The sequence below is a fragment of the Streptomyces sp. NPDC001933 genome (genome assembly GCF_042890955.1).
Classification (GTDB): Bacteria; Actinomycetota; Actinomycetes; order Streptomycetales; family Streptomycetaceae; genus Streptomyces.
Map to the genome: position 1 here is coordinate 444,959 of NZ_JBIASS010000004.1, position 25,784 is coordinate 470,742.

The following is a 25,784-nucleotide window of genomic DNA, read 5'->3' on the forward strand; positions in this document are numbered from 1 at the left end:
CAACTGATACTCAGGAAGAAGCGAACAACTCGGTGGCCTGCAGAACAGCCTTGGCTGTCTCTGCCGGACGGGTACGCAGGAAGTAGTGGCCGCCGTCGGCGAGCTCGTGCAGGTCGACCTGCTCGGCCAGAAGCTGCCAGTCGAGGTACCGGCGCGGGTACTCCGCCGTGCTCGGGTCGTCCGAGGCAACGACCACGGTGACCGGCACGGACAGCTTCTGCGCGGGCGGGCTCTCCAGAGCATCGGTGAAGTAGCGGTGAGCGGACACGCAGTCGTGCCGGTACGCGGCGCCGACCTGCTCGGCGTGCTGCGCACCCAGCTCACCGAGTGCGCTGCAGCCGCCGTCCGTGCTCAGGTCCGTGGCGATCTCGGCGTCGCTCCGCCCTGTCAGCTCGGCGATGGCGGCGCGGCGGTCGTCGGCGTCACCGAGCAGTTGCGCGCCGAGGAACACCCGTTGGACGTCCACCCCGCGCTCCCGCAGCTTTCTGGCAGTCTCCACGGCCCACGCGGCGCCCGAGGAGTGGCCCCACAGCAGGACCCTGGTCAGACCACGCCCGGTGATCTCGTCGACGACCCGCTCGACCACCTGCTTCATCGGCGCGAGCGGCTCGCTCTCGGCGGCCACGTCGTGACCGGGCGGCTCGACGGCGTAGACCGACGGTCCACCGTCCGGCAGCGCCCTGGCCATCGGCTGGAAGTTCACCGCGTTGCCGCCGGCGTAGGGGAAGCACACCAGGGCAGAGTTCTGCGCACCGTCCGATTCCGACAGCGGCTGAAGCAGCCCGGCACGTCGCCCGGACCTGCCGTCGACCAGCCCGGCCAGATCGGCGAGGATCGGGTGACGGGTGACATCCTTGAGGGACACCGCGCGGTCCAGGACGATGGCCAGCTTCACTGCCGACAGCGACGTACCGCCCCGGTCGAAGAAGTGGTCCCGCCGTCCGATCTGGTCCTGCGGGATGCCGAGCACCTTCGCCCATGCGGCCGCCAGCTGCCTTTCGGCCGGCGTTTCCGGCGCGCGGAAGTCGTCCCGGACGACATCGAGCTCTCCGGCGAGTGTCTGCAGAGTCCTTCTGTCGATCTTGCTGTTGGCCGTCAGCGGCAGAGTCTCCCGCCAGTGAAAGGCCGACGGGACCATGTACGCGGGCAGCGACTCACCGAGCCGGTCCAGCAGCACGTCCGCCTCGAGCGGCCGCCTACCGGAGTAGAACGCCACCAGGTGCTTGCTCTGGTCGGCCCGCTCGGCGACCACGACCGCACCGTCGCGAACACCGGGCACCTGCAACAAGGTGTTCTCGATCTCGCCGATCTCGATCCGGAAGCCACGGATCTTCACCTGTGTGTCGCGGCGGCCCAGGAACTCCAGCTTTCCCCCGGGCGTCCAGCGGCCGTAGTCGCCGCCCCGGTAGAGCCGGGCGCCCTCACGGTGTGGATCGGCCAGGTAGGCCTGCCGGGTGAGCTCGGGGTCGTTGACGTATCCGCGGCCGACGCAGACGCCGGAGAAGACGATCAGACCGGGGGCTCCGAGCGGCACCGGGCTCAGGTGCTCGTCGACGACGTAGACGTGCACGTTGTTGACCGCGGGACCCAGCAGGACCCGGTCTCCGTCGGGCGCGCGGTCCATGACCTCGTGGTTGGTGTCGTCCGAGGTCTCGGTCAGCCCGTAGGCGTTGACCAGCTTGATCCCGGGCTGGGCGGCGAACCAGCGCTGCACGAGCTCCTTCTTCAGCGCCTCGCCCGTGACCGACACGCACCGCAGGTCCGGTAGCTCGCGGGGGTGCTGATTCAGCCAGGACACCACCACGTCCAGGTAGGAGGGCACGACCTGGAGGACGGCGACCCGGCCGTCGATGATCTTGTCGACGAACCGCTGGACGTTCAGGATCACCTCCTGCTCCACCAGCAGGGTCCGTCCCCCGACCAGGAGCGCGGACATCAGCTGCCAGAGCGAGATGTCGAAGCATTGGGGTGCGGTCTGGGCGACCACATGTCCCTCGCCGATCTTCAGGTCGTCGATCTTGGCGTAGAGGTGGTTCAGCATGCCCGCGTGCTCGCACATCGCGCCCTTGGGCTCACCTGTGGAGCCGGAAGTGAAGTAGATGTAGGCGAGCTGGTCCGGTGCGACGTGGACGGCCAGATCATCGTCGGCATGGTCTTCCTCGTAGGCTGTGCCGACGAAGAGTTTCTGGACCCCGGGGAGTGGGCCGAGGGCCTGGTCGAGCGTGGCGGTGCTGCCGGGTTCGGTCAGGACGAAGTCGCATGCGGCACGGGAGAGCATGGTCGTGAGCCGGTCGGCCGGGAAATGCGGCTCGATGGGCAGGTACACGCCACCGGCCTTGAAGATCGCGAGGACGGCGACCATCCAGTCCAGGTTGCGCTCGGTCACCACCGCGACGACACCCTCAGGGCGCAGCCCCCGCCCCAGCAGGGCTCGTCCCACCCGGTTGGCGCGCGCGTTGAGTTCCTGGTACGTAAGTTGCAGATCCCCGTGCACCGCGGCGACGGCATCCGGGTGTGACGCCACCCGCTGCTCGAACAGTTCGTGGAACCGGTGGTCCGGCAGTTCCCGGCGCGGACCGGCGAGTTCTTCGAGCTGGAAGCGGAGTTCCTCGGCGGAGAGCAGGCTCTGCCGCTCGTGCCCGGCGTCCGGATCGGCGGCGATCAGCGCGAGTGCGGTGAGGTGGTAACCGGCGATCCTGACGGCGCAGTCCTCGTCGAGTGCGTCGGTCCGATACCGCAGCCGCAGCGCAAGGTGGCCGCCGCGTTGCGAGAACCCCACCCACAGCATGGTGTCACCGGTGACTTCGCCGCCCATGCCGTGTGGATCGAACACGACCTCGATCGACGGCTCGGCCAGGCCCAGTTCGCACCTGAGCTCGTCGACCGGGAAGTTCCGGTACGACAGCAGATCCGACGCGACCCGATGCGCGTCCAGCAGCAGAGTCCGCCATGTGTCGGGCTCCGTCGACAGCCGGCAGAGCAGCGGCCGGCCGCCCTCCGCACCGACAAATCCGGTCGCGACCTCGTGCTCGCCGGACAGCGCGGCGAGCACCTTGGCGTGTGCTGCCAGCAGTACCGAGTCGAGCGGCACCGCCAGGTCCTTGGCCAGTCGGCCCAGCGCCGCCACGACGTCGTCCGGGATCGGCACCTCGTGTTCTCCGATGCCCTTCACCGGATTGAGCGTCCACCGCGGGATTTCGGTGTGTCCACCGGCGACGAGCACATCGCGCCAGAATTCCCGGTCGGCCTTCACTTTCGTTCCCATCTGGCCGTCTCTCTCCAATCGCCTCAGCTACCGTGCTTTGCCGCACCGACAAGGGCCGAGCTGCTACCCCTTCCGCGTCAGCGCCTCGGGCTGATGGGGGGCGTCTCGCATCTCCGCGGCGGGGTTTCCTCCCCAGCGTGCGTGCGGGGGGACCTCTTCGCCCTTCATCAGGAAGGAGTCGGGTGCGAGCACCGCGCCGGCGCCCATCGTCACGCCGTAATGAACGTGGGCTCCCACACCGACGGTGCAGCCGGCATCGAGGGTGCTGCGATCGGACTTGAAGGTGCCGTCCTCCTGCGAGTGGCACTGGATCTTGCTTCCCGCATTGAGCGTGCAGTCGTCTCCGACGGTGGTGAGCGTCCGCTCCGTCATATAGCAGCCGTCATCGAAGACCCTGCTGCCGATCCGAACCCCCAGCATTCGCCAGATCACGTTCTTGAAAGGCGTTCCGTTGAAGATGTTGAGGTAGGTGTCGGGCACCTTCCAGAGGCGCTCGTGCCACCAGAAGTAGGGCTCATAGATGGAGCACACCTGCGGTTGCAGCCTACGGAATGCCGCGATGCCGCGCTCCACCAGTACGAAGTAGACAGCGGTGAATCCGAGACTGAACACCAGGAACGCGGCGATCATCACATGCCCGTAGGAGTCGTACAGTTCGGCGTTCGTCAGGCCGAAAATCGTGAGCACGAAGAAGTGCAGCCACCGCACGAGGAGGAAGAAGATCATCGAGCGGATGTTGTAGCGGTTCTTCGCAGCGAGGCTGCGGCGCAACTCGTCGCCGGTGCGCAGATGGTCGAACCGGGAATCGCGCTCGACCGACCGGGGAATCTCGAAGCACGGCGAGCCGAGCAGTCCCACCCCCTCGCGCACCTCGCCTTCGAGGGGAACCATCACCTTCGTCGCGAGGAGACAGTTCTCGCCTGTTCTGGCCCCCGAGGGATAGGCGATGTTGTTCCCGAGGAAGTTGTACGACCCGATCGAGGCCCGGGACACCCGGAAGGACGTGCTCGAATAGTCGGCGTTGATGACGGAGAGCCCGTCGGCGACCATCGTCCCGATCCCGACCGAGCACAGAAACGGGGTCTCGTGCTGCACTTCTGTGCCGAAGTTCGACCCGGTCTGCTCGACCTGGGACAAGTCGTATCCGATGCCGCGCAAGTAGTGGACGATGTAGGAGCTGTCACCGAACAGCCATGTGAAGAACTTGATGTTGGTCATGCGCCCGATCGCCCGGTGCGTCGAGTAGTGAAGCCCGTACAGCGGATAGACCTTGTCCGGCTTGACGACCAGGTTCAGCAGGCGCGGAACGGTGAACATCACTGCCAGGCCCACGACGACGAAGCCGAAGAACAGCAGCAGGGAAAGGACCAGCGCGTCGACGAAGAGATCCGGCGACGTGAGTTCTGTGCCCGGCCCCAACCGGTCGTGCAGCGCCGGAACCAGGGTTACCAGCATGTACGCGCCCCCGACGGTCAGTGGCACGTAGAGGAAGAGCAACTGAAGCACGGTGATGAGACCGAAGCCGACCCGGCGCAGCGTGCCGCATTCGGCCGGCTCGATCCTCAGGTAGTCGTGCTGTGTGGGCTGTGCCGGGGACCCGTGCCAGCGCTGACCGCCCGGGACCGCCTGTCCGCTGTACAGCGTGGACGTGTGGCCGAGTTGAGCCCCGTCGCCCATCGACACGTCGATGTCGAGCACGGTCTTCTCGCCGATGAACACGTCCCGGCCCAGGGTGACCCGGCCGGTCTGGATACGGCCGGCGTGCGCCCGGTAGCAGAGGAAGAACGAGTCCTTGCGGATCACCGTGCCGGCGCCGACGGTGAGCAGGTCGGGGCAGACCGGAACGCTGCGGGAGAGGATCGTGACGCCTCTGCCGATCCGTGCGCCCAGCGCTCGCAGGTACAGCACGTACAAGGGATTGCCGACAAAGAAGATCATCGGGTTGGCGTGGATCAGCACCTTGACGGTCCAGAAGCGCAGATAGGTCAGACCCCAGACCGGGAACTCGCTTGGTTTGCACCGGCCGATGAGGAGCCATTTGGCCGCGACGGGGAAGGTGCACAGAGCGACGAAGCCGATGCCTCCGAACACGAACGACCGCAGATAGATGTCGATGACACCCGATCCGGCGGAGACCCACGCATAGCCCCGGTCGGCGACAAGTCCGGCGAGGAAGGAGTACCCCAGGAAAAGCAGGAACTGCAGGATTCCGCAGAGGGCGTATCCCGCCGTGCGGGCCGGCGCCACCACCCCGGTCGGTACCGGGACCGACGGCTCGACGGGAGCGACATTCGCGAGCCCCGTCGCCAGGCTGCGGATCGTCGGGTACTGGTAGATGTCCTTCATCGACGCCGAGGGAAGGTCTGCATGCTTCCTGACTCGTGCGCAGAAATGAGCCATCACCAATGAGTTGGCGCCGAGGTCATCGAAGAAATGGCTGTCGACAGACACCCATTCGACGCACATGACGTCAGCCAGCACTTCGGCGAGGTCCTTCTCGATGCCGGTTTCCGGGCCGGTGTACCTGCGTGTACCGATTGCGGATTCATCCGGCCCGGGAGTCAAGACGTCGAGGGGTTGATCCTCCATGCGAGCTCCTTGAGGAACTTTCGAGCACCGTCGTCATTACGGTCGGCGCCCTGTACTCGCGGTTTCGATGGCCGGAGCGAGTGGTCCGGAAGCCACGAGATCGGGATTTGTTGTCCTTATCCCAAACCGCTGCCTCAGTCTTAGCTGTCCACCGTCGGGCTGCCACTCGAACTCGGTCGCCCTGGTGCGGCAGTAGCTGTCCCGGTTCACTCCTCGTCCGTGATCCTGCCTGGTGGGACGGCGGTGATCTGCGCATGCGTTTCGACGTACTGCATGTGAGTGATGCGTAGCCGTGTGTAGCGGAACACGGTCGCGATTCCGAGGCCGAACCCCGCGGCCGGCTGGGCTTACGTATCACGGCAGGTGTCGCGCGTGGCACACGGCCGCAACCGTCTGATGTCACTCCATCAGCGAGACACGCCTGCCCCCGGCAGAGTGATCGTGGTCATGCTCCGAGACCTTTCACCCACTGGTGTCATAGTGCGGCTGACGCACCACGAAGCGATCGTGCAGGGCGGACTCGGTACACGCCGCACACGACGGTGACGCGCTCAGCGGCCCCGGAGCGGGCGGACCCGGCAAACACCGGGCCATCGCGGCCTCCGGGCAGCGGGCGAAGGACCCGCTGCACGGCCTGCTACCAGCCCGGACCGCAGTCGACGGACCACCGCTGCAGCCACACGTCCCGTCCCTGCACCAGCATTGCTCGTCAACATGCCGCGCGAGCACATCGACCGGTTCGGCATTGCGCCGGATCGCCGACTCCTCAGAGGAGAGGCCGGCGGCCATGTCGATACCACTGCTCATGGCAGAGCGCGGTCGCGAGCGCGCGAGGGCGCCTTCGACCTCGGTGAGCACGCCGCCGGCTTTGACCGGCCGTCCCGCTGATTCCCTTCGGCCGGGAGGTCATCCGGTGGGCGCCGGCCGGTGGTGCGCCAGGGCCCGCGCCACCAGGGCGTCGGGCTCGGGGCGCGCCTGCAACGCCTTCAGGACCAGCAGCCACCACCGGTGCAGCCGGTCGGAGAGGTCCTCGTGCTCCGCCAGCTCCTCGGTGAGGTCGTACAGCCCGAAGAACGTGCACACCAAGGTCGTGGCGATGCTCGACGGCTCGACGTCGTCAGCGAGTTCGCCCTCGTCGCGTGCCTCGGCCAGAAGGCGCGTGACGGCAGCCGTCCAGACGGCGAAGGGAGTGGGTATGGCGACGTCGATGGTGCGGCGCTCAGCCCACAGACGCGCGCCGGCCCGGGTCATGACGTCGTCGCGCAGTGCCTTGGCGATATCGAAGCTGAGGGCGACCAGCTTCTCCAGCGGCGGTACCCCGGGGGCGGCATAGCGGTCAGCCAACAACGGCCAGGATGCGAACTGTTCGCGCACGACCGCCAGTGCGAGTCTCTCCTTGCTGGAGTAGTGGAAGTAGACGGCTCCGCTGGTGCGCCCCGAAAGTTCGCTGATCTCATTGATGCTTGTCCGCGCGTACCCTTGTTCAACGAAAAGGTGTGCTGCGGCTTCCAGCAGAGACTTTCGGGTCGCGCGCGCCCTGTCTTGCATGTGTGTTCTACCTTCGTTCGCCTGTGCCCATTTTTTGATCCGGGAAAGTAGTGCGCCGTGGCGCACTGACGGCGCTTCATGCCATTAATGCGTGGAGATTATTATTGTCCTTGGGCCGTAATTGGGTACGGCCAATGGCGAAAATTCGCGCTTCGTCGGTGCTGTCGAGCGCGGTCGCCGGTCTGCGGGGGTTCGGCATCTTCCGCCAAATACCCTTGATTTCAACGGAGTTGGGGGACGAGAGGCTTCGTTCGCCCGTTGCCGGATGCCGCGCGCGCTTCGCGAGTACTCGGTGGTGAGCGTTCCGTCAAACACTCGAAATGATGATTGCGCCTTCTCGTTCGGGAAAATAACGTAGTCATCACGATGTTTCTGGGTTCTTCCGGAGAAGATCGGACGATGTCCACCTCTGGAGCACCCGGAAGCGAAGCATCAGCCTTCACGCGTGGTCGAGCGGGACTCGTTCGACAGCGCACCTTCTGCGGCCGAGCGGGCCTCTCCGCAGCCCCCTGCTTGTAACTGCGAGCACCGACGCAGCGGGGCGGCGCGCTCTTCGAGAACGGCAGGCAAATGACACCTCGTCACATCTTCACTTGGTCCCCGGCCGCCATCGTCTTCGACTGTGACGGAACCCTCGTGGATACCGAACGGCACTGGCAGGACGCGCGTAGCCGGGTCTTCGGAGAGTTCGGGCTGAAGCCCCGCCCCGGCTTCGCCGAGCGGGCCAAGGGCGTGCACTACACCGAGTGCGGCAGCCTCATGGCCGGAGAGGCCGGAAAGCCGCAACTCGCCGACGACATGACACATGCGCTTCTGAGACACTTCACGGCGCTCGTTGCCGAAGACCCCGTGACCATGCCGGGTGCGGCGGCACTGGTCCGCCTCGCCGCCGGCCACATCCCGCTCGCGGTCGCCAGCAACTGCCCCTTGGACGTGGTCGAGTCCACCCTCGCCCGAGTCGGACTCCTCGGCCACTTCGCCCATGTCGTTGTCGCGGGTGATGGACTGCTGCCGAAACCCCATCCGGACGTCTACGCCACCGCGGTCCGCCTGTGCAGCGTGCGGCCGGAGGACGCGATGGCTGTGGAAGACTCGCTCACCGGCGTCGAGTCGGCCCGGAGAGCAGGCATGCGTGTGCTCGGCGTGGGACCTCGACCGGCCGATGAGGGGGCTGACCAGGCCGACCTGTGGCTGCGCACTCTGGCCGATCCGGAACTCCAGGCATGGGCCCATACCTGGGCGGATGAGACCGCCTGAGCTCGTCCCGTACTGATCTCGAGGTTGACGCAGCTGCCCACCGGCCGAACAGCGGAGCTGACGGTCTACCGCCGGCGTCGCGACTCATGAGCGGTGTCACCAACGTCCTGCCCTCCTGCATCTGGCACTCCAGTCGGACTTGCTCATTTGCGCTGGTCAACGACTTGGGTGTGGAGAGTGCAGCGGGCTGGAGCGAGGGCGGGGCGGTCTCTGTCGGGCCGTCCCGCGAACAGGAGACCGCGCTGCTCGTGCCGGACGGCGTGGCAGTCGCCGCCGGGCTCGACCAGGACGTGGGCGGACGGTGATTCGCGGCACCCTTCTGGGTACGCAGGGCGACCCCTGCACAGGGTTGCCTGGAGGGCAACGGAGCCTCCAGGCAACCGAGTTCATCTTCTAGAAGAACCCAAGCTTCTTCGGGCTGTACGAACAAAGAATGTTCTTCGTCTGCTGATAGTGCTCCAGCATCATCTTGTGGTTCTCGCGGCCGATCCCGGACTGCTTGTAGCCACCGAAGGCCGCGTGTGCCGGGTACGCGTGGTAGCAGTTCGTCCAGACCCGGCCGGCCTGGATGGCGCGGCCCGCCCGGTACGCGGTGTTCATGTCGCGAGTCCACACACCGGCCCCGAGGCCGTACAGCGTGTCGTTCGCGGTCCCGATCGCGTCGTCGAAGTCGGAGAAGGACGTGACCGCCACGACCGGGCCGAAGATCTCCTCCTGGAAGACGCGCATCCGGTTGTCGCCCTCGAAGATGGTGGGCTGGATGTAGAAGCCGCCCGCGAGCTCCCCGTCGTATTCGATCCGCTCACCGCCCGTGAGGACCTTCGCGCCCTCCTGCCGGCCGATGTCCAGGTACGAGAGGATCTTCTTCAGCTGCTCGTCGGAGGCCTGTGCGCCGATCATCGTGTCCGTGTCCAGCGGGTGTCCGGGCACGATCCGTTCGGTGCGGGCGATGCCCGCTTCCAGGAATTCGCCGTACACCCCGCGCTGGACGAGGGCTCGCGACGGACAGGTGCAGACCTCGCCCTGGTTGAGGGCGAACATGGTGAAGCCTTCGAGGGCCTTGTCGCGGAAGTCGTCGTCCGCGTTCCACACGTCGTCGAAGAAGATGTTGGGCGACTTGCCGCCGAGTTCCAGGGTCACCGGCCGGAGGTTCTCGGAGGCGTACTGCATGATCAGCCGCCCCGTCGTGGTCTCACCGGTGAAGGCGACCTTCGCGACCCGCGGGCTGGAGGCGAGCGGCTTGCCCGCCTCCGTTCCGAAGCCGTTCACGATGTTGACGACGCCGGGCGGCAGCAGGTCGGCGACCAGCTTCAGCCATACGTGGATGGAGGCCGGGGTCTGTTCGGCCGGCTTCAGGACCACCGCGTTGCCGGCCGCGAGCGCCGGAGCCAGCTTCCACGTGGCCATCAGGATCGGGAAGTTCCACGGGATGATCTGCGCGACGACGCCGAGCGGCTCATGGAAGTGGTACGCGACCGTGTCGTCGTCGATCTCGCTCAGCGAACCCTCCTGGGCGCGCAACGCACCGGCGAAGTAGCGGAAGTGGTCGATGGCGAGCGGGATGTCGGCGGCCAGGGTCTCGCGCACCGGCTTGCCATTGTCCCAGCTCTCGGCGACCGCGAGCTCCTCCAGATGGGCCTCCATCCGGTCGGCGATCCTGTTGAGCAGCCCCGCGCGGTCGCCGGCCGCCATGGCTCCCCAGGCGGGCGCTGCGGCGTGTGCCGCGTCCAGGGCCAGTTCGACGTCCTCGGCCGTGCCGCGGGCGATCTCGGTGAAGGAGCGGCCGTCGACGGGGCTGGGGTTCTCGAAGTACTGACCACGGACGGGCGGTACGTAGGCGCCGCCGATCCAGTGGTCGTAGCGGGACTCGTACGAGACGATGGCGCCCTCGGCACCCGGCGCGGCGTAACGGGTCATCTCTGTGGCCTCCCGGTCCGGTGCCGCCCGCCATCGGGCGGCCCTCGGCGCGAGGGTAGGCAGCGGTACGTTGCAACCCCGTTGCACAGGGTGCGCGGGGCAGCGGCTACCGCTGCTCGGCGTCCAGTGCCCGGACCCTGGCGAGGAGGGCCGGGCGCTGCCCGGCGGGTACGGCCGCGGCGAGCGCTTCCCACACCGGGAGGTCGTCCTCGCCCCAGGGGCTGTACGCCCAGTCGGCCAGCAGCCCCGGGTCACCGCGTGCGATGAGCGCCGCCCGCAACTCCTCATCGAGCCGGCGCCGCAGCCGGACGACGGAAGGCGCCCGCGAGCCCGGCAGCAGCGGACCCGCATACGCCGCGAGCGCCGCGGCCACCGCCCCCGACGCCAGCCGGCGCGCCACCGTGTCGAAGTCCGCGTCTACCGGGGCCGAGAGCCGGTACGGGCGGGAGAGGAGGAGTTCCGGACCGAGCAGCCGTCGCAGCCTGGAGAGTTCGGCCCGCAGTGTCACCGGGGTCACCGACTCGTCCTCGTACAGCTCGACGAGCAGTTCGTCGCCGCCGAGACCCTCGGGGCGGCGGGCCAGCGTCGCCAGGATCTCGCTGTGCCGTCTGCCGAGCCGGATCCTGCGGCCTCCCGTCATCAGCAGCGCCTCGTCCCGGCCGAGTGCGCTGAGCCGCACGGTTCCGGCGGCCGGTGCGGGGGCGAGCAGTGCGAGGTGCGACTCGGCGGCGCGGGCCACCGCCTGTACGAACGCCAGGCTGTGCGGATGCGCGAGCCGGTCCCCGCCGGTGATGTCCACGGCACCCAGCACCCGTCCGGTGTGCGGGTCGTGCAGCGGTGCCGCCGCGCAGGTCCACTGCTGGACCGGCCGCAGGAAGTGCTCGGCGGCGAAGACCTGCACCGGACGGTCCACGGCGATGGCAGTACCCGGCGCGTTCGTCCCGGCCGCCGACTCGGACCAGCGGGCACCCTCCACGAAATTCATCCGGCCGGCGGCCCGCCGGGTCACCGCAGGTCCTTCGACCCACAGCAGTCTGCCGTGCTCGTCGCACACGGCCAGGAGGTGCTTCCCGTCCGTCGCGTAGGCGCCCATCAGTTCACGGATCACCGGCATGGCCCGGGCCAGCGGATGGCCGTCCCGGTACGGTCCGAGGTCGTCCGGGCCCAGTTCGACCAGGGCCGCACCGTCCGGGCTGACCCTGGCCCGCGCCGAACGCCGCCACGACTCACCGACGACCGGACGGACCGGCTGCTCCAGCCGGCCCGCCGAGGTGAACACTTCGTGTGCGCGGCGCAGCTGGCCGATCCGCGCACCCGGGTCCGTATCGGCTGCCAGTGCCACCCAGGGATCCGTCAACTCACCCTCCCGTCAAGGAGCTTCCCGCACACCCATCGTCGTCGCAGCCGGCCGCTGCGACAACCGCGGTGAAGAGAGCGACCGGCCCGGGTGGCGAAGGCGGGTCAGCCCGCCGAGTACAGATTGACGAGCCGGATGTACCGCACCCAGTCCCAGTTCGGGCCGGGATCGGTGTGGTCGGTGCCGGGGACCTGGGCGTGGGCGAGGATGTGCGCGCGGTCCTTGGGGATGTTGTAGCGGTCGCACACCGAGGCTGTCAGCAGCGCGGACTTCTCGTACATGGCGTTGGTGAAGTACGAGGGCTTGTCCACCCAGCCCTCGTGCTCGATCCCGATGCTGCGCGTGTTGTAGTCCCAGTTGCCCGCATGCCAGGCGATGTTCTTCTCCCGGACGCACTGGGCGACATAGCCGTCGGCCGAGCGCACCAGATAGTGCGCGGAGACCTGCTTCGCCGGATTCTGGAAGATCCCGATCGTGTCCGGGTACGTCTCCTGTGTCACATGGATGATCACGTACTGGACCGGATAGGCCGAAGGGCGGCTCGACACCGTGTAGTTGGAGGTGGAAGCGGGCGTCCAGTGGGCGAGCGGATAGTCCGTGTCGCCCGCGGTCGAGTCGGCCATGGCGCGAGTGGAGGCCGGGATCAGGGCGGCGGCCGCCGTCGCGGCGGCGCCCTGGAGGATCCTTCTGCGGTGCATGAACACTCCTGTGTGTGGGGGGAGAGAAGGGCGGGGTGTGAGGAAGGACGGGGACGGGTGGGTGGTCAGGGGCTGGCCAGCAGGGTCGCGGTCTCCCGCAGATGGCGGTGGAGCCCGCGGTGGGGGTCGCCCACCGGCAGCCATTCCTTGCGGATCTTCGCCACGCAGGTGTAGTTGGTGTCGCACACATTGGCCAGCGGGGCCTCACCGGCCTGGCTGACCAGCTGGTAGGCGTCGAGTTCCGACAGGCCGTAGTCGCGCGCGAGCCACTGCACCAGGTCCAACTGGGAGATCCGGAAGGCGTCTTCGAGCGGGCGGGCGGAGCCGGTCGACATCAGGTGGGTGTCGGACTCGATGCGCGGCCACGGCGTCGTGACACCCTTCAGCAGCTCGACGAGCACGACCGTGTTCATCGCGCACTCCACGGCGACCCCGCAGGTCTCGCCCTCGCCCTGACGGGCATGGCCGTCGCCCAGGCTGAGCAGCGCCCCCTCGACGTTGACGCCCAGGTAGCAGGTGACGCCCGCCCGCATCTCGGGCGTGTCCATGTTCCCGCCGTGCGCGTCCGGGACCAGCGCGGACCGTACCTCCAGGTTGGCCGGGGCCACCCCGACCGTGCCGTGCATCGGGTCCATCGGCAGTTCCACCTGGATGTCGCTGTCCCGGGCGCTGAACAGACAGGTGCGGCGCGCCCGGTCGAGCTGCCACATCCACACCACCTCGGGCAGCGGCGCCTGCAAGGACGCGGTGGTGTGGGTGGAGGTGAGCGCCCCGAAGAGCGGCACGGTCGTCGAAGCCGCCCAGCCCCGGGCCGGTTCGACGGAGACGAAGTGCACCGCGACGGTGTCGCCGGGCTCCGCGCCCACCACATGGAAGGGGCCGGTCTGCGGGTTCAGGAAGGGGAACTCGCAGACCTCGGAGACCAGGTCCTTCTCGGAGCGGACCCGCCCGGCGAAGCAGTCCTCCGTGTACACGTCGAGGAACGTCCCCGGCTCGATGCGGGCGACCGGAGCCGCTCCACCGAAGGTCCAGGCATACTCGCCCTCCTTGGGACGGACGGTCAGGATGCGGGGGTCGTTCATGGCTGTACTGCTCCTGTCTCTGCTTCCGTCCCGGCTTCTGCGGCCGGCGCCGGGGTGTCGTCGAGATGGATCCGTCCGGTCTGTGCCACCCGCTCCGGATGTCTGCGCAGCAGCACCACGAGGACAACGATCCCGATCAGCATCCAGACACCGACGACCGGACCGGCGTACGAGACGGGCGCGCTGAGTTCGGAGACGAAGTCGAACGCCGGGATCCCGGCGGCCGTCAGCAGGGCGGGGACGAACGCCGTTATGCCCAGCACCGGGAACAGCAGGTGGAGCACGGGGTTGAAGGCGTCGCGTCGTCGTCGCAGGAAGTACCCGGCGCAGGACAGATTCACGATGATGTACACACCGGTGATCACCGTGACGATCACGGTGGCCAGCAGCGTGAACGCGGTCACCGGGTCATAGGCGAGACCCAGTCCGAGCGCCGCGCCGACCGCGATCACGAACTGCACGGCCACGCCGATGACGGGGGAGCGGAACCGTGGGTGGAGCCTCGCGAACGCCCGGGGGAACACGCCGATACGGCCGAGGGCGAACGCCGTCCGGGTCGACACGTTGGCACACGCGTTGGCGTTGGCCACCGTCGAGTTGACCACGGCGAGGAAGAGCAGCACCCAGAACAGCCCGAACGAGGCGCGGGCCACGCCTTCCCACGAGGCCGCCCCCGATCCGCCGAATCCGGCGAACCTGTCGGGCCCGAAGTACACCGACATCGCATACGTGGTCAGGACGTACACCAGGCCGATGGAGAGCGCCGCACCGAGCACCGCACGCCGCATCGTGCGCCGGGGGTTCCGGGTCTCTTCGGCGAGCGGCGCCGCCGCCTCGAAGCCCGCGAAGGCGAGCACGGTGTAGACCGAACCGGCGAAGATCCCGCTGATGCCGCCGTATCCGTCGGCGGTGTGCGAAGTGCCGAACACCGAAAGGGTGTTGTCCGCACCGGCCTGCCCGATGAGCAGCACGGCGAAGGCGACGAAGACGAGCACCTCGAAGATGCCGAGCACGGTGCCGAACCGGGCGGAGGCCCGTGCGCCGGAATACCCGACGAGCGCGATGATCAGCGCGCCGAGCAGCGACCAAGGCCACCACAGGTCCGCCGGGTAGGAAGACCACTCCTGGTGCAGCGTCCCCGCGGTCGTGAAGCCGAGCTGGAGCAGCAACAGCGCGGGGACCAGCGCTTCGACGAAGACATAGCCCCAGCCGACGAGGAACCCGATGACCGGGTGCAGCCCCTGTGCGGAGTAGGTGGCGACGGAACCGGCGGCCGGTAGCCGGCGGGCCAGTTCGGCGACGCACGAGGCGGTGAACAGGCAGGCGACCAGGGCCACCAGCACGGACAGCGGCAGACTGCCGCCCGCGAAGGCGGCCCCGGCCGGAATCGACGCGGCGATGGCCGCGGCGGGTGCCATCGCCGTGACGCTCTGGAACAGGACCTCGCGCAGCCCGATGGCGTCGCGCAGGAGTCCGCTGTCCGATTCCCCCGACATCCCGCGGCTCCCTTGGTGTCCGATGACCGGAAGGTGCTGTCCGGTGTACGGCCGAGTGTCTCGCGCGCCCTACCGTACGGGCGCCGCGCGGGTGGCGTAAGACGGCGGGGCGGAAATGGCCTCTGTGGACCGGGGAGAGCGCCGGAATGTACGTCGATGTCGGTACGGGCGCGGCCACTTGGGATCAGTGACCTCGCCGGAGGCGGGGAGCGTGTGGAGTGAAGTCCGTTACGGAGAGGAGGTGTTGATGATCCCGTTCCTCGGCCGACAGGTGCTGTGCAGGGATGGTCTGCGGCGGAAGCACCTGTGCGCGGGTCAGACGTGCAGCGGGCGGGCGAGCTTCAGCTCCGTCCTCGCCCGGATCCACGACATCCACCGCGTCGAACCGGTAGGCGTACTCCGCGGTGACCGCGCGCTTCTTCGTCGAGAAGCGCAGCAGCCGCACATTGCGCGAAGCCTCGCCCGCGTCCTGGTCGGGCAGTGAGAGCGGGCTCTGCACAGCGAGCACCGGATCGCCGCCCGGGAGGAGGGCCGGCCCCTCGAAACCTCGGTTGATCTTGCGGTGCAGAAGTACGCCGGGCAGCGCCTCCACCACCGGATAGTCGGCGCCCGTCAGCCCGAGCCCCTTCGGCACGTAGTGGGCGAGCACCCGGCCGTGCGCGGAGACGTGCACCAGGGAGGGCCCGCACTCGTCGACGAGCCAGAAGCTGCCGTCGGCGGCACGGACGATGCCTTCGGTGTCCAGACCGTTCGGGTCGTACCCGAGCGGCGTCTTCGCGTCGTAGGTGTACGGGGCCTCGTCACGGCCCGGCTGGTTCGGCAGACCCATGACCGCGGCTCCGGACCGGGTGGTGATCGGGATGGCCTGGACGACCTCGACGCGCTTCTGGCTGACCCGCACCTTGACCAGCGCCGGGTCGAAACCCGGAACCGGGAAGGTGCGCCGCTTCTTCCCGTCGACCTTGATCTGCCCGTTGGGCCCGCGGTCGGTGACGGTCCAGAACTCGCCCCGGCGGCCCGCCGGACAGATGTCGCTGCCGATGCCGACGAGCCGCACCCCGCGGTCGTCCGTGACCGTCCCCGGCAGCAGCCCATTGCTGAAGCCGGCCAGTGGAACGTCGCCGAGCACGGCGGTCCCGGTGACCCGCGCCGTGCGCTCCGGACGCTGGTGCAGGTCCTGCGCGCCGATTGCCGTTCCCGCTGAACGCACGGGCAGAACGCGGCGACGGGCGGGAGAGGAGCCGAAGCTCGGTCGCCCCCGCCCCCGCCCGTCGTCGATCGGCCTCGCCGGCCGTACGAGCGGGGCTCAGTCCTCCGAGGCGCCCGAGCCGGCCAGCGCGGCCGCCGGGTCGTCGTCCGCCGGACCGGCCGGGACCCAGCGCCCGCCCTCCTTCCGGTACGGCCACCAGCGTCCGTCGCGTCCGTACCGGAGCTGCGCGCCACCGTCCACCGCGGTCCACCGATTGCCCGCCGACCGCAGCCGGGGCCGCTCGCCCTCCTCCCACGCCTCGGCGAGCCGGGCCCGCGCCCTGGCCAGGTGCTCCGGATCGGGCGTCCACTCCTCTTCGAGCACGGTCAGCGCCGCCACCCCGCCGTACCGCCAGGCCCGCACCGCCGCGTCGAGCTCCGCCCCTCGCCGCCCCGAACCGGCCGCCAGCCGCTTCACGATCCAGGGCTCGGGCCTGGCTTCCGCGGCCAGTCGCACGGCATCCTGAGGCGCGGTCAGCCCGGTCGGCAGCGGCTGCTGTTCATGGCCGGGCGAGAGCGCGTCGGCCAGCATCCGGTGGGCGCGTGCCGCACCGTCCGTCGCCAGCACCTCCAGTGCCGCCGGATCGATACCGGCCTGTGGTTCGGACTCCGTGTCCAGGGACGGCGCCGATCCTGGCTCCGCGGGCAGCGGCGGGGGATCGGGCAGCGGGGGCAGGATGTCCCCGGCGGCGAACGCCTCGTCCGCCCGTACACCATGCTCGTCGGCCTTCGCCGCCGCAGCGGCCTCCGTTCCGTCGGCCGGACCGGACGCCACGTGCCCCTCCGCGCGGGCCGCGATCCGGACCTGGAGCTCGTCCAGCAGCCGCCGCTCACCGCGCCCCCGCATCAGCAGCAGAACGAACGGGTCCTGATCCAGCAGCCGCGCCACCTGGTAGCACAGCGCAGCCGTGTGCGGACAGTGGTCCCACGCGTCACAGGTGCACTCCGGGTCCAGGTCGCCGATCCCGGGCAGCAGCTCCACCCCGGCCGCCGCCGCGTCCTCCACCAGGTGCGGCGGCATCTCCCGGTCCAGCAGCGCCGCGATGTGCCCGGCCCGCTCGACGGCCATCGCGAGGAACCGCTCCCAGTCGGCCTCGCTCAACTCCTGGAGCAGCACATCGCTGCGGTACGTGGACGAGTCCCCGTCGCGGACCACCGCGGTGATCCGGCCGGGCCGCACGGAGACCGCACCGACCCGGCCCTCGCGGGCGAACCTGCGCCCCTTCTTCAGCTGTTGGCCGTCCAGCGCGGTGTCCTCCAGGGCCTTCAGCCACGCCTGGCCCCACCAGGATGCGGCGAAGCCGCGGCCGTGCGAGGGCGGCAGCGCGGCGAAGGTCCGTTCCTGACCCGCAGCGGCGTCACCCCGGCCGTCGCTCTCGTACTCGCCGCCTTCGTAGCGGTCGCCGTCGTGTCCGTCGCTCATCGTGTGCCCCCTCGCAGCTCCACCAGATCGGCCAGTTCCGCATCGGTCAGTTCGGTCAGCGCCGCCTCGCCGGAGCCGAGCACCGCGTCCGCGAGCCCCTGCTTGCGGGCCAGCATGCCGGCGATCCGGTCCTCGATGGTGCCCTCGGCGATCAGCCGGTGCACCTGCACCGGCTGGGTCTGGCCGATCCGGTACGCGCGGTCGGTGGCCTGAGCCTCGACCGCCGGGTTCCACCAGCGGTCGAAGTGCACGACATGAGCGGCCCGGGTGAGGTTGAGACCCGTACCGGCCGCTTTCAACGACAGCAGGAAGACCGGTGCTTCGCCCGCCTGGAAGCGGTTGACCATCGCCTCGCGCTCCGCGACGGGCGTCCCGCCGTGCAGGAACTGCGTGCGCACCCCGCGTGCCGCCAGGTGCTGTTCGAGCAGCCGGGCCATCTGCACGTACTGGGTGAACACCAGCACGCTCGCCTCCTCCGCCAGGATCGTGTCGAGCAGTTCGTCCAGCAGCTCGATCTTTCCCGAACGGTCCGCGATCCGGGGCTCGTTCTCCTTCAGGTACTGGGCAGGGTGGTTGCAGATCTGCTTCAGTGCCGTCAGCAGTTTGACGACGAGACCGCGTCGGGCGAAGCCGTCGGCGCCGGAGATCGCTTCCAGCGTCTCGCGCACCACCGCCTCGTACAGCCCGGTCTGTTCCGCCGTCAGAGACACCGTGCGGTCCGTCTCGGTCTTCGGCGGCAGCTCCGGTGCGATACCCGGATCGGATTTGCGCCGGCGCAGCAGGAACGGCCGCACCAGCGCGGCGAGCCGCTCGGCAGCCGCCGGATCACCGCCTTCCGCGGTCCGCGCGTAGCGGGTACGGAAGGTGCCGAGCCGTCCCAGCAGACCGGGCGTCGTCCAGTCGAGGATCGCCCACAGCTCGGAGAGGTTGTTCTCCACCGGAGTGCCGGTGAGCGCCACCCTGGCCTGTCCGCCGATCGTCCGCAGCTGCTTGGCCGTCGCCGAGTACGGGTTCTTCACGTGCTGTGCCTCGTCGGCGACCACCAGACCCCACCGGATCCCGGCGAGCCTCGCCGCGTCGAGCCGCATGGTGCCGTACGTGGTGAGGACGAACTCGCCGTCCGCCAGGTCGTCGAGGCTGCGCGATCCGCCGTGGAAGCGGCGTACCGGCGTACCCGGCGCGAACTTCTCGATCTCCCGCTGCCAGTTCCCCATGAGGGAAGTCGGGCAGACCACCAGCGTCGGCCCGGCGGCCGATTCGATGCTCTGGCGGTGCAGATGCAGCGCGATCAGAGTGATGGTCTTGCCGAGCCCCATGTCGTCGGCGAGACAGCCGCCGAGACCGAGCGAGGTCATGGTGTGCAGCCAGTTCAGGCCGCGCAGCTGATAGTCGCGCAAGGTGGCGGCGAGGGCCTCGGGCGGGCCGACCGGCTGCGGATCGCCCTGCTGCCCGGCTGCCTCCGGGTCGGCCAGCCTGCGGCGCAACCTCTCCAGCCAGCCGGTGGCCCGGACCTCGACCCGCTGCCCGTCGACCTCGGTGGATCCGGTCAGGACCGCGCCCAGAGCATCGATCGGTGTGACCTTGCGGTCCCGGGTCTCACGGGCCCGCCGGGCCTCCTCGGGGTCGATCAGCACCCACTGGTCCCGCAGCCGCACCACCGGCCGATTGGCCTCGGCCAGGCGGTCCAGCTCGGCGCGGCTGAGCTTCTGGTCACCCAGCGCGAACCACCAGTCGAACGCCAGGAGCGCATCGGCCGACAGGAGCGGCGGTGCCTCGGAGCCGGTACGTGCGACCCCCTCACGCCCCTCGTCGTTCTCCTCGCCGTCGGGCGGACCGATCACCGCGCGGGCGGTGAGTTTGCGGGCCAGCTCCTTGGGCCAGTGGACCTGGACCCCGGTCGCGGCCAGTTCCCGTCCGGCGGGGCCGAGGAGTTCGGCGAGTTCGTCGTCGTCCGGCTCGATGGACTCGGGCACCGCGGCGGACAGCAGCGGAGACAGCGGCGGCCAGGCACGGGCCGCCCGGCGCAGTGCCGGCAGGACATCCATCCGGGCACGTGGTCCGAAAGCCGCCGCGGTGCCCGCGCCGCCCGCCCAGACCTCGGCCGCGTCGGCGACCAGCGTCGGATCGCTGACACTGTGGATCTGCAGGACGGCCCGGAAGGAGGGGCCGGCTGACAGCTCGCCGTCCTCGTCCGGAGCGGTGAGCCCGGACGCCTCCACCCGGAGCGAGAGCCGGACGCCCGCGTCGTGCCCGGCCGCGACATCGGTTGCCCAGGCCCGAAGGCCGGGCAGCTGCTGCGGTTCATCGACGGTGAAGGCCGGGCCGCCGCCTGCGATCGGTGCGGCGGGGGTGCGGGGCAGACCGTCCGCCACCGCGTCGAGGCACGCGCGCAGCAACCGCTCGGGCTCGGGCAGCAGTACGGTCTCCGCGGCCCCGTCGAGCGGCACCGCGTGGGCGAGGGGCGGCATCGAGGCGGCGAGGGTGCGGATCCGTGACTGGTCCTCCGCGGTCAGCGGACCGACCCGCCAGGCATCGTGATCCGTGACGCTGAGCCCCGGCAGCAGCAGGCCCCGGGCGGCGAGTTGGAGAGCGAGGAGGGCGGCCGCACCCCAGAACGCGGCCGCCTCGGAGGCATGCGCCGAGGCCTGCGCACGCGTCAGCACGGGCAGTGCGTCACGGACCGGAAGGAACCGTGCCGGTACGGCGTACACCCGCGCGTCGGCACCGACGACGGCCAGTTCCTCCACGGATCCGGGACCGTCGGGCGGGCTGCTGCCGTCGGGGTACCAGAAGGCGACGCGGCCGGTACGGGAGGGATCCCCGGGCAGGAAGACCACGGAGCAGGCGGAGAGTGCGGAGATCTCGGAGAGGGTTGCCGCAGGGAGTCTTTGCAAAGTGATGCCGAATTCCTCAAATTTGACTAGTGGGGGGTCGGGTCGCCGAGGGTACCCCAGCGACGCCATGGGACGTGAGCGGATTCTTCGTGATTCAGGACACACGTCGATCCGTCGGGATGCCGGGATGCCGGGCCATGCGTCGGTCAAGGGGGGGCATGGTGCACCCCTGGGTGTGGTCAGCACCCCCGTCGGGGGAGGGGGTATACCCCCGGAGACCCCGGGTGGTGGCGCCATGGTTGCCGCATGCTCGGCCGCCATACGTTTCTACAGGTCAGCGCAGCTTTCCAGAGACCGGAGACGTCATGCCCCAGGCCACAGCCACCGCAGCGGAGGGTACCCGTGACGGTGCGGAAAGCGCGGGAGGTGCAGCCGGAGCCGGAGCCGGACCGCGAGTCGGAGTTGGAACCGGAACCGCTCCGGCTCAGGGAAGCGACTTCGCGCCCCTGCTGCGGGCCGTGAAAGGGCAGGGCCTCCTGGAGCGGCGAACCGGGTGGTACGCCGCAGGCATCGCCGTCAATCTGGTCGCCCTGGGCGCCGTGATCACCGGCATGGTCCTCCTCGGCAACACCTGGTGGACCCTGCTCCTCGCGCTGCCGCTGGCGATCTTCTGGTCGCGCACCGCGTTCGTCGGGCACGATGCCGGGCACGCCCAGATAACCGGCGACCGCGGCGCGGGCCGGGCCATCGGCCTCGTGCACGCCAACCTGCTGCTCGGCATGAACGAGGCGTGGTGGAACGACAAGCACGTACGCCACCACGCCAATCCCAACCACATCGACAAGGACCCGGACGTCGGCGTCGGCGCCCTCGTCTGGACGCAGAAGCAGGCGGCCCAGCGTGAGGGCTTCGCCCGCTGGCTCACCCGAAACCAGGCCCGGCTGTTCTTCCCGATGCTGCTCCTGGAAGGCATCGCGCTGAAGATTTCCGGATTCCAGTACCTGCGACAGCAGCCCGCCCGGGAACGAGCCCTCTCGGCACTGCTTCTGGTCGCCCACCTGGGCCTCTACGCAACGCTGCTGCTCACCGTGTTGTCCCCGGGCAAGGCCATCGTCTTCGCGCTCGTCCACCATGCGCTGTTCGGGCTCCACCTGGGCATGGCCTTCGCGCCGAACCACAAGGGAATGGAGATGCCGGACCCCGACGGCGAACGCTGGGGCCACCTCCAGCGCCAGGTCCTCACCTCGCGCAACGTACGCGGCGGCATCCTCACCGACTGGTTCCTCGGCGGGCTCAACTACCAGATCGAGCACCACCTCTTTCCGAGCATGCCCCGACCGCACCTGCGCCTGGCGCAGCCCATGGTGCGCGCCCACTGCGAATCACTGGGCATGCCGTACGCGGAGACCGGACTGATCGAGTCCTATCGGCAGGCGCTGCGCCACATGCACGAGGTCGGCGAGCCCCTGAGGTGAGTTCTTGATCTGCTGGAACCGATGGGCTCGGACATGCGTTCTCACAGCAGGAGCGGCTCCGGGCCGCGAAGGAGGCATGGACGATGTCGAACAGCGCGAAGATCGCCATCGGGGGAGTGGTCGTAGCGGTCATCCTGATGCCGTTCATCGGTTTCTGGCTGTCGTTGCTTGTCCTGGTCGGAGTTCCGGCCGTTGCGTATCTGCTGCTGGACCCCGGTCAGCGACGCAGGCTCCGCAGGATCACCCGCAAGGAAATAGGCCGCTGAGGCGACAGGGCACCGACGGGTCCGACTTTCGGTGCCCCCGCCGACTCCGCGGGGCGGATCTCAGGCCGGCCGGACCGCGAGCGCGTCCAGAGCCTTCAGGAGCTTCGGCAGTTCGGTACCGCGTCCGACCGGCAGCACCTCGCCCGGCTCCTCGTCCAGCAGGATGAACGCGATGTCGTCGGTCCGGGCGACCAGGGACCAGCCGGGGCCGTCGGCGCGCAGCATCCGTGCGTCGCCCGTGGCGAAAGAGGACCTGACACGGCCGGGTGGCGGCGGGGTGCCGATGTAGTCGTGTGCCTGGGCGAGTGCCCGCCGCACACCGGGGTGCACCCCGGAAGGCGCTTCCGCGGCAGGGCTCGCGGCGGTGTCGTCGGGCCCGCCGCTCCCGGATCCGGATTCGGTCTCGGCTCCGGACTCGGTCTCAGCGTCCACCTCACCCTGAGCCTCTACTTCAGGGTGAGGGTCAGGTTCGGATCCGGGCGCGGATCCGGGCTCGGGTTCGGCGACGCCTTCGGCTACGGATTCGGCCTCGGATTCGGCGACGCCTTCGGCTACGGCCTCGGCTCCGGGTTCGGCGGCCTCGGCTCCAGGCACGGGTCCGGTCTTGCCCCCGGTCTCGGCCCCCGGGCTCTCCGCGCCCGGCGGGGTGGTGAAGGCCGTCTCGTCATCGATCTGCTCGCGCCACGCGCTCCACTGGTGCGCTATCTCGTCCGCGCCCATGCGCCGCTGGGCCGGTCCCCACGACTCGGTGTCGGGCGGGGTCAGCGGCGCTGGGTCGGTGCCCTCGGCCTCCGGATCCGGCAGCGGATCGTGCGGCGCGGCCACGCCCGGGGCGGCGACCGCCACCGGGAGGGGCCAGCCCGGCAGCGCGCAGACCACCGAACGGTCGTCGGGAGAGAGGTCGTACTCCATGCCGCAGTCCCATGCCGCGATCGCGACGGCCACCAGCGATACGTCATCGACGACCACGGTCCACCGCGCGCCACTGCCGTCCTGGCCGAGGACCAGCCCGTATCCCTCGGCGTACGGTTCGAGGGCGAGCGTCGCGCAGGCGGCCGGGTAGTCGTCGGCGAGGACGCTCGGGAACTGCGCCGGTGTCAGCAGCACGGCGGTCAGCACATACAGCGCGTCGTCGTCGGCGACCGTGTCGTTCGGCGCAGTCACGGCGCTCTCCTCGTCCGTCGTCGTTGTCCGTCGGCGCACCTTAACGAGTGAGTAACCCACTCGTCGAGGTCCTGACAAGGCAGGATGTCGGTTCGGTGCGCGGCCGGACGGCGCCCGTCATCGGACAGGCAGCCCCAACAGGGATCGGGCCACGGTCTGGGGCGATTCGCCGCGCTCGTGGGCCAGCGCGATGACGGCTCGGCAAGCCAGTTCACTGACGCCGAAGGAGAGCGCCTCGGGCGACACCCAGCCGCTCGCCTCGTCCATCCGGGCCTGATCCTCCTCCACGGATGCCGAGACGAAGGTGGCGGCCGCCTCGAAGAGGTTGTGCTGCTTGCGCCGGTCCTCCTTGGAGGGCGCTGCGGGCCGGTCCTCCTTCCGGTCGGAGGTGACGACCTTCCGCAGGCTGCCGATTATGTCGATCATGAGGACCGCCTTCCCGAGGAACTCTGAGTGCGTGACATGCCGTACCTGCTTGCGGTGTTCCCCGTCGACGTAGGGTTGGACCTTCGGCGCCGATACAAGGGGGCAGTGAGGTGAAGCGGTACGACCGGCTGAAGGAGATCCAGCGTCTCGATCCGGAGCGGGACTTCCTTCGAATCTACCGGATCATGGCAACCTACGAGTTTCCCTGGGACATCACCAGAGCGCTCGAACTGGCCCTCTACCGCACGTACGCCGTACCCAGCATCGGCCGACTCCTGGCTCGGACCGCCGAGCTGACGGACCGTTCACAGAAGCGGTACGACGACACCGCGCTGCTCCTCGACACCGTCCTGGAGCACGGCTTCGACAGCGATCCGGGGCGGACGGCACTCCGCCGGATCAACCAGATGCACCGCAGCTACGACATCAGCAACGACGAGATGCGTTATGTGCTGTGCACCTTCGTCGTCACCCCGAAGCGCTGGCTCGACTCCTACGGCTGGCGCCGGCTCTCCGACCACGAACTGCGGGCGTGCGCCGCCTACTACCGGGTCCTGGGTGCGCACATGGGCATCAAGGAACTGCCGCAGACATACGGTGAGTTCGAGCGCACACTCGACACCTGTGAGGCCGAACACTTCGGCTGGGACGAAGGGGGACGCCGGGTTTCCGACGCCACCTTGGGCCTGATGAGCTCCTGGTATCCGCGCCCGCTGGCCCCTGCCGCGCGGAAGTTCGCCCTCGCGCTGCTCGACGACTCCCTGCTGCGCGCCTTCCGGTACGAACGTCCCGGCGCTGCTGTCCGTAGCCTCACGCATGGCGCCCTGCGGCTGAGGGCGCACGCGGTGCGTCTCCTGCCGCCGCGTTCCACCCCGCACTACGCCCGGCAGAATCCGGAGATCAAGGGATACCCGGACGGCTACGAGGTCTCCGGGCTGGGGACGTTCCCGGTCCCGGGCGTCGGAGGCTGCCCGATCCCGCACGACCGGCGTTCCGACGCGCCGGTGGAGTGAACACGACGACAGGGAACGGGCGGGCGGTCAGGCCGTCCGGACGGCCAGGGCGAGGAAGCGGTCGTCCTCATCGGTGTACTGATCGAGCCGCCAGCCCGAACGTGCCAGCATCGGGCGGAGGTTGTGCTCGGCCCGCAGATCGTCGTCCGTGATCCGGCGGCCGTGGCGTGCCGCGAGGGCCGCCCGCCCGATGGGGTGGAAGAGAGCCAGCTGCCCGCCCGGCCGCACCACCCGTGCCAGCTCCGCCAGGTCCGGACCGGGGCGCGACAGGTGGGAGATCAGCCCGGCCGCGAACACCGCGTCCAGCGCCCCCGACCTCAGCGGCAGACGGGCCACATCGGCGAGCAGCAGCATCCCCTCGCGGTGCCGCCCCGCCCGTACGGCCGCCTCCAGCATCGCCACCGTCAGGTCCACGCCCACGACCGTGCCCTGCGGCCCGACCGCCGCGCGCAGGGCGGGAAGCGCCCGTCCCGTGCCGCAGCCGGCGTCGAGCACCGCATCGCCCGGGTGCAGCGAGAGGGCGCCGGCGGCCGCGTCGTAGGCGGGTCCGTCGTCCGGGAAGCGGGCGTCCCAGTTCGCCGCGCGCGCTGTGAAGAACTCCTGGACGTGTGTGTGGTCATCGGTCATACAGGCATGATCGCGTAGTTGCCGATGGAGCGAAACGGAGCGAAACGTCGGGAAATGAGGTAGGCGTTCGAGCCCTGGTCGATCGTTTGGCAACCTCTC

The 25,784-nt window shown here is 69.4% G+C and carries 18 protein-coding genes and 1 pseudogene; 5 read left to right on the forward strand and 14 right to left on the reverse strand.

Annotated features, from left to right (window positions below):
• Positions 1-10: 10 nt before the first annotated feature.
• From ACFYY7_RS12975 to ACFYY7_RS12985, 3 genes are all read right to left on the reverse strand, one after another.
• Positions 11-3,265 (reverse strand): amino acid adenylation domain-containing protein, encoded by a 3,255-nt coding sequence (locus tag ACFYY7_RS12975; RefSeq protein WP_388660737.1) that lies wholly within the window; start codon positions 3,263-3,265, stop codon positions 11-13.
• Between the two features lie 63 nt (positions 3,266-3,328).
• A complete protein-coding gene (locus ACFYY7_RS12980) occupies positions 3,329-5,854 on the reverse strand; it encodes a Pls/PosA family non-ribosomal peptide synthetase (protein ID WP_388660740.1) in 2,526 nt (841 codons plus the stop codon).
• Between the two features lie 906 nt (positions 5,855-6,760).
• On the reverse strand, positions 6,761-7,402 hold the full coding sequence (locus ACFYY7_RS12985) for a ScbR family autoregulator-binding transcription factor (protein WP_388660743.1): 642 nt from the start codon (positions 7,400-7,402) through the stop codon (positions 6,761-6,763).
• A 570-nt stretch (positions 7,403-7,972) separates the two neighbouring features.
• Between ACFYY7_RS12985 and ACFYY7_RS12990 the strand changes: the two genes are divergently transcribed.
• Entirely contained in the window at positions 7,973-8,659 is a 687-nt protein-coding gene (locus tag ACFYY7_RS12990) for an HAD family hydrolase (protein ID WP_388660746.1), read from the forward strand.
• A gap of 170 nt (positions 8,660-8,829) precedes the next feature.
• Entirely contained in the window at positions 8,830-8,964 is a 135-nt protein-coding gene (locus ACFYY7_RS12995) for a hypothetical protein (protein WP_388660749.1), read from the forward strand.
• 88 nt (positions 8,965-9,052) lie between these two features.
• Here ACFYY7_RS12995 and ACFYY7_RS13000 read toward each other — a convergent pair whose 3' ends face one another.
• The 8 genes and pseudogenes from ACFYY7_RS13000 to ACFYY7_RS13035 all read right to left on the reverse strand — a co-directional run bounded on the left by ACFYY7_RS13000 (position 9,053) and on the right by ACFYY7_RS13035 (position 20,774).
• Complete coding sequence (locus tag ACFYY7_RS13000) at positions 9,053-10,576, reverse strand: aldehyde dehydrogenase family protein (protein WP_388660752.1); 1,524 nt, start codon at positions 10,574-10,576, stop codon at positions 9,053-9,055.
• 106 nt (positions 10,577-10,682) lie between these two features.
• Positions 10,683-11,933 (reverse strand): GAF domain-containing protein, encoded by a 1,251-nt coding sequence (locus ACFYY7_RS13005; RefSeq protein ID WP_388660755.1) that lies wholly within the window; start codon positions 11,931-11,933, stop codon positions 10,683-10,685.
• 104 nt (positions 11,934-12,037) lie between these two features.
• Positions 12,038-12,631 carry an N-acetylmuramoyl-L-alanine amidase gene (locus ACFYY7_RS13010; RefSeq protein ID WP_388660757.1) on the reverse strand — a complete coding sequence of 198 codons (594 nt, stop codon included), beginning with the start codon at positions 12,629-12,631 and terminating at the stop codon, positions 12,038-12,040.
• Positions 12,632-12,696: 65 nt separating this feature from the next.
• Positions 12,697-13,713 carry an acetamidase/formamidase family protein gene (locus ACFYY7_RS13015; protein ID WP_388660760.1) on the reverse strand — a complete coding sequence of 339 codons (1,017 nt, stop codon included), beginning with the start codon at positions 13,711-13,713 and terminating at the stop codon, positions 12,697-12,699.
• Positions 13,710-15,209 carry an APC family permease gene (locus tag ACFYY7_RS13020; protein WP_388660763.1) on the reverse strand — a complete coding sequence of 500 codons (1,500 nt, stop codon included), beginning with the start codon at positions 15,207-15,209 and terminating at the stop codon, positions 13,710-13,712. Before ACFYY7_RS13020 ends, ACFYY7_RS13015 begins: the two co-directional genes overlap by 4 nt.
• A gap of 349 nt (positions 15,210-15,558) precedes the next feature.
• Positions 15,559-16,419 (reverse strand): annotated as a pseudogene (locus ACFYY7_RS13025) (esterase-like activity of phytase family protein); the annotation flags it as partial.
• Between the two features lie 96 nt (positions 16,420-16,515).
• The gene (locus ACFYY7_RS13030; protein WP_388660766.1) at positions 16,516-17,880 is read right to left on the reverse strand and encodes an SWF or SNF family helicase; all 1,365 of its coding nucleotides are present in this window, start codon (positions 17,878-17,880) and stop codon (positions 16,516-16,518) included.
• Positions 17,877-20,774, reverse strand: coding sequence for a DEAD/DEAH box helicase (locus tag ACFYY7_RS13035; protein ID WP_388660769.1), 2,898 nt, complete (start codon positions 20,772-20,774; stop codon positions 17,877-17,879). The genes ACFYY7_RS13030 and ACFYY7_RS13035 overlap by 4 nt, the downstream gene beginning before the upstream one ends.
• 305 nt (positions 20,775-21,079) lie before the next feature.
• Here ACFYY7_RS13035 and ACFYY7_RS13040 point away from each other — a divergent pair, with 305 nt between their 5' ends.
• Both ACFYY7_RS13040 and ACFYY7_RS13045 read left to right on the forward strand, forming a co-directional pair.
• Positions 21,080-22,189, forward strand: coding sequence for a fatty acid desaturase family protein (locus ACFYY7_RS13040; protein WP_388660771.1), 1,110 nt, complete (start codon positions 21,080-21,082; stop codon positions 22,187-22,189).
• Positions 22,190-22,272: 83 nt separating this feature from the next.
• Entirely contained in the window at positions 22,273-22,455 is a 183-nt protein-coding gene (locus tag ACFYY7_RS13045; RefSeq protein ID WP_351261712.1) for a hypothetical protein, read from the forward strand.
• Between the two features lie 60 nt (positions 22,456-22,515).
• Here the strand turns inward: ACFYY7_RS13045 and ACFYY7_RS13050 are convergent, their stop codons facing one another.
• Positions 22,516-23,619, reverse strand: a complete 1,104-nt coding sequence (locus ACFYY7_RS13050; RefSeq protein WP_388660774.1) for a hypothetical protein — start codon at positions 23,617-23,619, stop codon at positions 22,516-22,518.
• A 117-nt stretch (positions 23,620-23,736) separates the two neighbouring features.
• The gene (locus tag ACFYY7_RS13055) at positions 23,737-24,045 is read right to left on the reverse strand and encodes a hypothetical protein (RefSeq protein ID WP_388660777.1); all 309 of its coding nucleotides are present in this window, start codon (positions 24,043-24,045) and stop codon (positions 23,737-23,739) included.
• Between the two features lie 110 nt (positions 24,046-24,155).
• Here ACFYY7_RS13055 and ACFYY7_RS13060 point away from each other — a divergent pair, with 110 nt between their 5' ends.
• Positions 24,156-25,058: an oxygenase MpaB family protein gene (locus ACFYY7_RS13060; RefSeq protein ID WP_388660780.1), complete on the forward strand. Its 903-nt coding sequence runs from the start codon at positions 24,156-24,158 to the stop codon at positions 25,056-25,058.
• Between the two features lie 27 nt (positions 25,059-25,085).
• Here the strand turns inward: ACFYY7_RS13060 and ACFYY7_RS13065 are convergent, their stop codons facing one another.
• Positions 25,086-25,685: a class I SAM-dependent methyltransferase gene (locus ACFYY7_RS13065; RefSeq protein ID WP_388660783.1), complete on the reverse strand. Its 600-nt coding sequence runs from the start codon at positions 25,683-25,685 to the stop codon at positions 25,086-25,088.
• Between the last annotated feature and the right edge of the window lie 99 nt (positions 25,686-25,784).

Bases quoted from the DNA above. Each gene is read 5' to 3' on its own strand.
- ACFYY7_RS12975 (WP_388660737.1), bottom strand. From the start codon at position 3,265: ATGGGAACGAAAGTGAAGGCCGACCGGGAATTCTGGCGCGATGTGCTC.
- ACFYY7_RS12980 (WP_388660740.1), bottom strand. From the start codon at position 5,854: ATGGAGGATCAACCCCTCGACGTCTTGACTCCCGGGCCGGATGAATCC.
- ACFYY7_RS12985 (WP_388660743.1), bottom strand. From the start codon at position 7,402: ATGCAAGACAGGGCGCGCGCGACCCGAAAGTCTCTGCTGGAAGCCGCA.
- ACFYY7_RS12990 (WP_388660746.1), top strand. From the start codon at position 7,973: ATGACACCTCGTCACATCTTCACTTGGTCCCCGGCCGCCATCGTCTTC.
- ACFYY7_RS13000 (WP_388660752.1), bottom strand. From the start codon at position 10,576: ATGACCCGTTACGCCGCGCCGGGTGCCGAGGGCGCCATCGTCTCGTAC.
- ACFYY7_RS13010 (WP_388660757.1), bottom strand. From the start codon at position 12,631: ATGCACCGCAGAAGGATCCTCCAGGGCGCCGCCGCGACGGCGGCCGCC.
- ACFYY7_RS13015 (WP_388660760.1), bottom strand. From the start codon at position 13,713: ATGAACGACCCCCGCATCCTGACCGTCCGTCCCAAGGAGGGCGAGTAT.
- ACFYY7_RS13020 (WP_388660763.1), bottom strand. From the start codon at position 15,209: ATGTCGGGGGAATCGGACAGCGGACTCCTGCGCGACGCCATCGGGCTG.
- ACFYY7_RS13030 (WP_388660766.1), bottom strand. From the start codon at position 17,880: ATGAGCGACGGACACGACGGCGACCGCTACGAAGGCGGCGAGTACGAG.
- ACFYY7_RS13040 (WP_388660771.1), top strand. From the start codon at position 21,080: ATGCCCCAGGCCACAGCCACCGCAGCGGAGGGTACCCGTGACGGTGCG.
- ACFYY7_RS13045 (WP_351261712.1), top strand. From the start codon at position 22,273: ATGTCGAACAGCGCGAAGATCGCCATCGGGGGAGTGGTCGTAGCGGTC.
- ACFYY7_RS13055 (WP_388660777.1), bottom strand. From the start codon at position 24,045: ATGATCGACATAATCGGCAGCCTGCGGAAGGTCGTCACCTCCGACCGG.
- ACFYY7_RS13065 (WP_388660783.1), bottom strand. From the start codon at position 25,685: ATGACCGATGACCACACACACGTCCAGGAGTTCTTCACAGCGCGCGCG.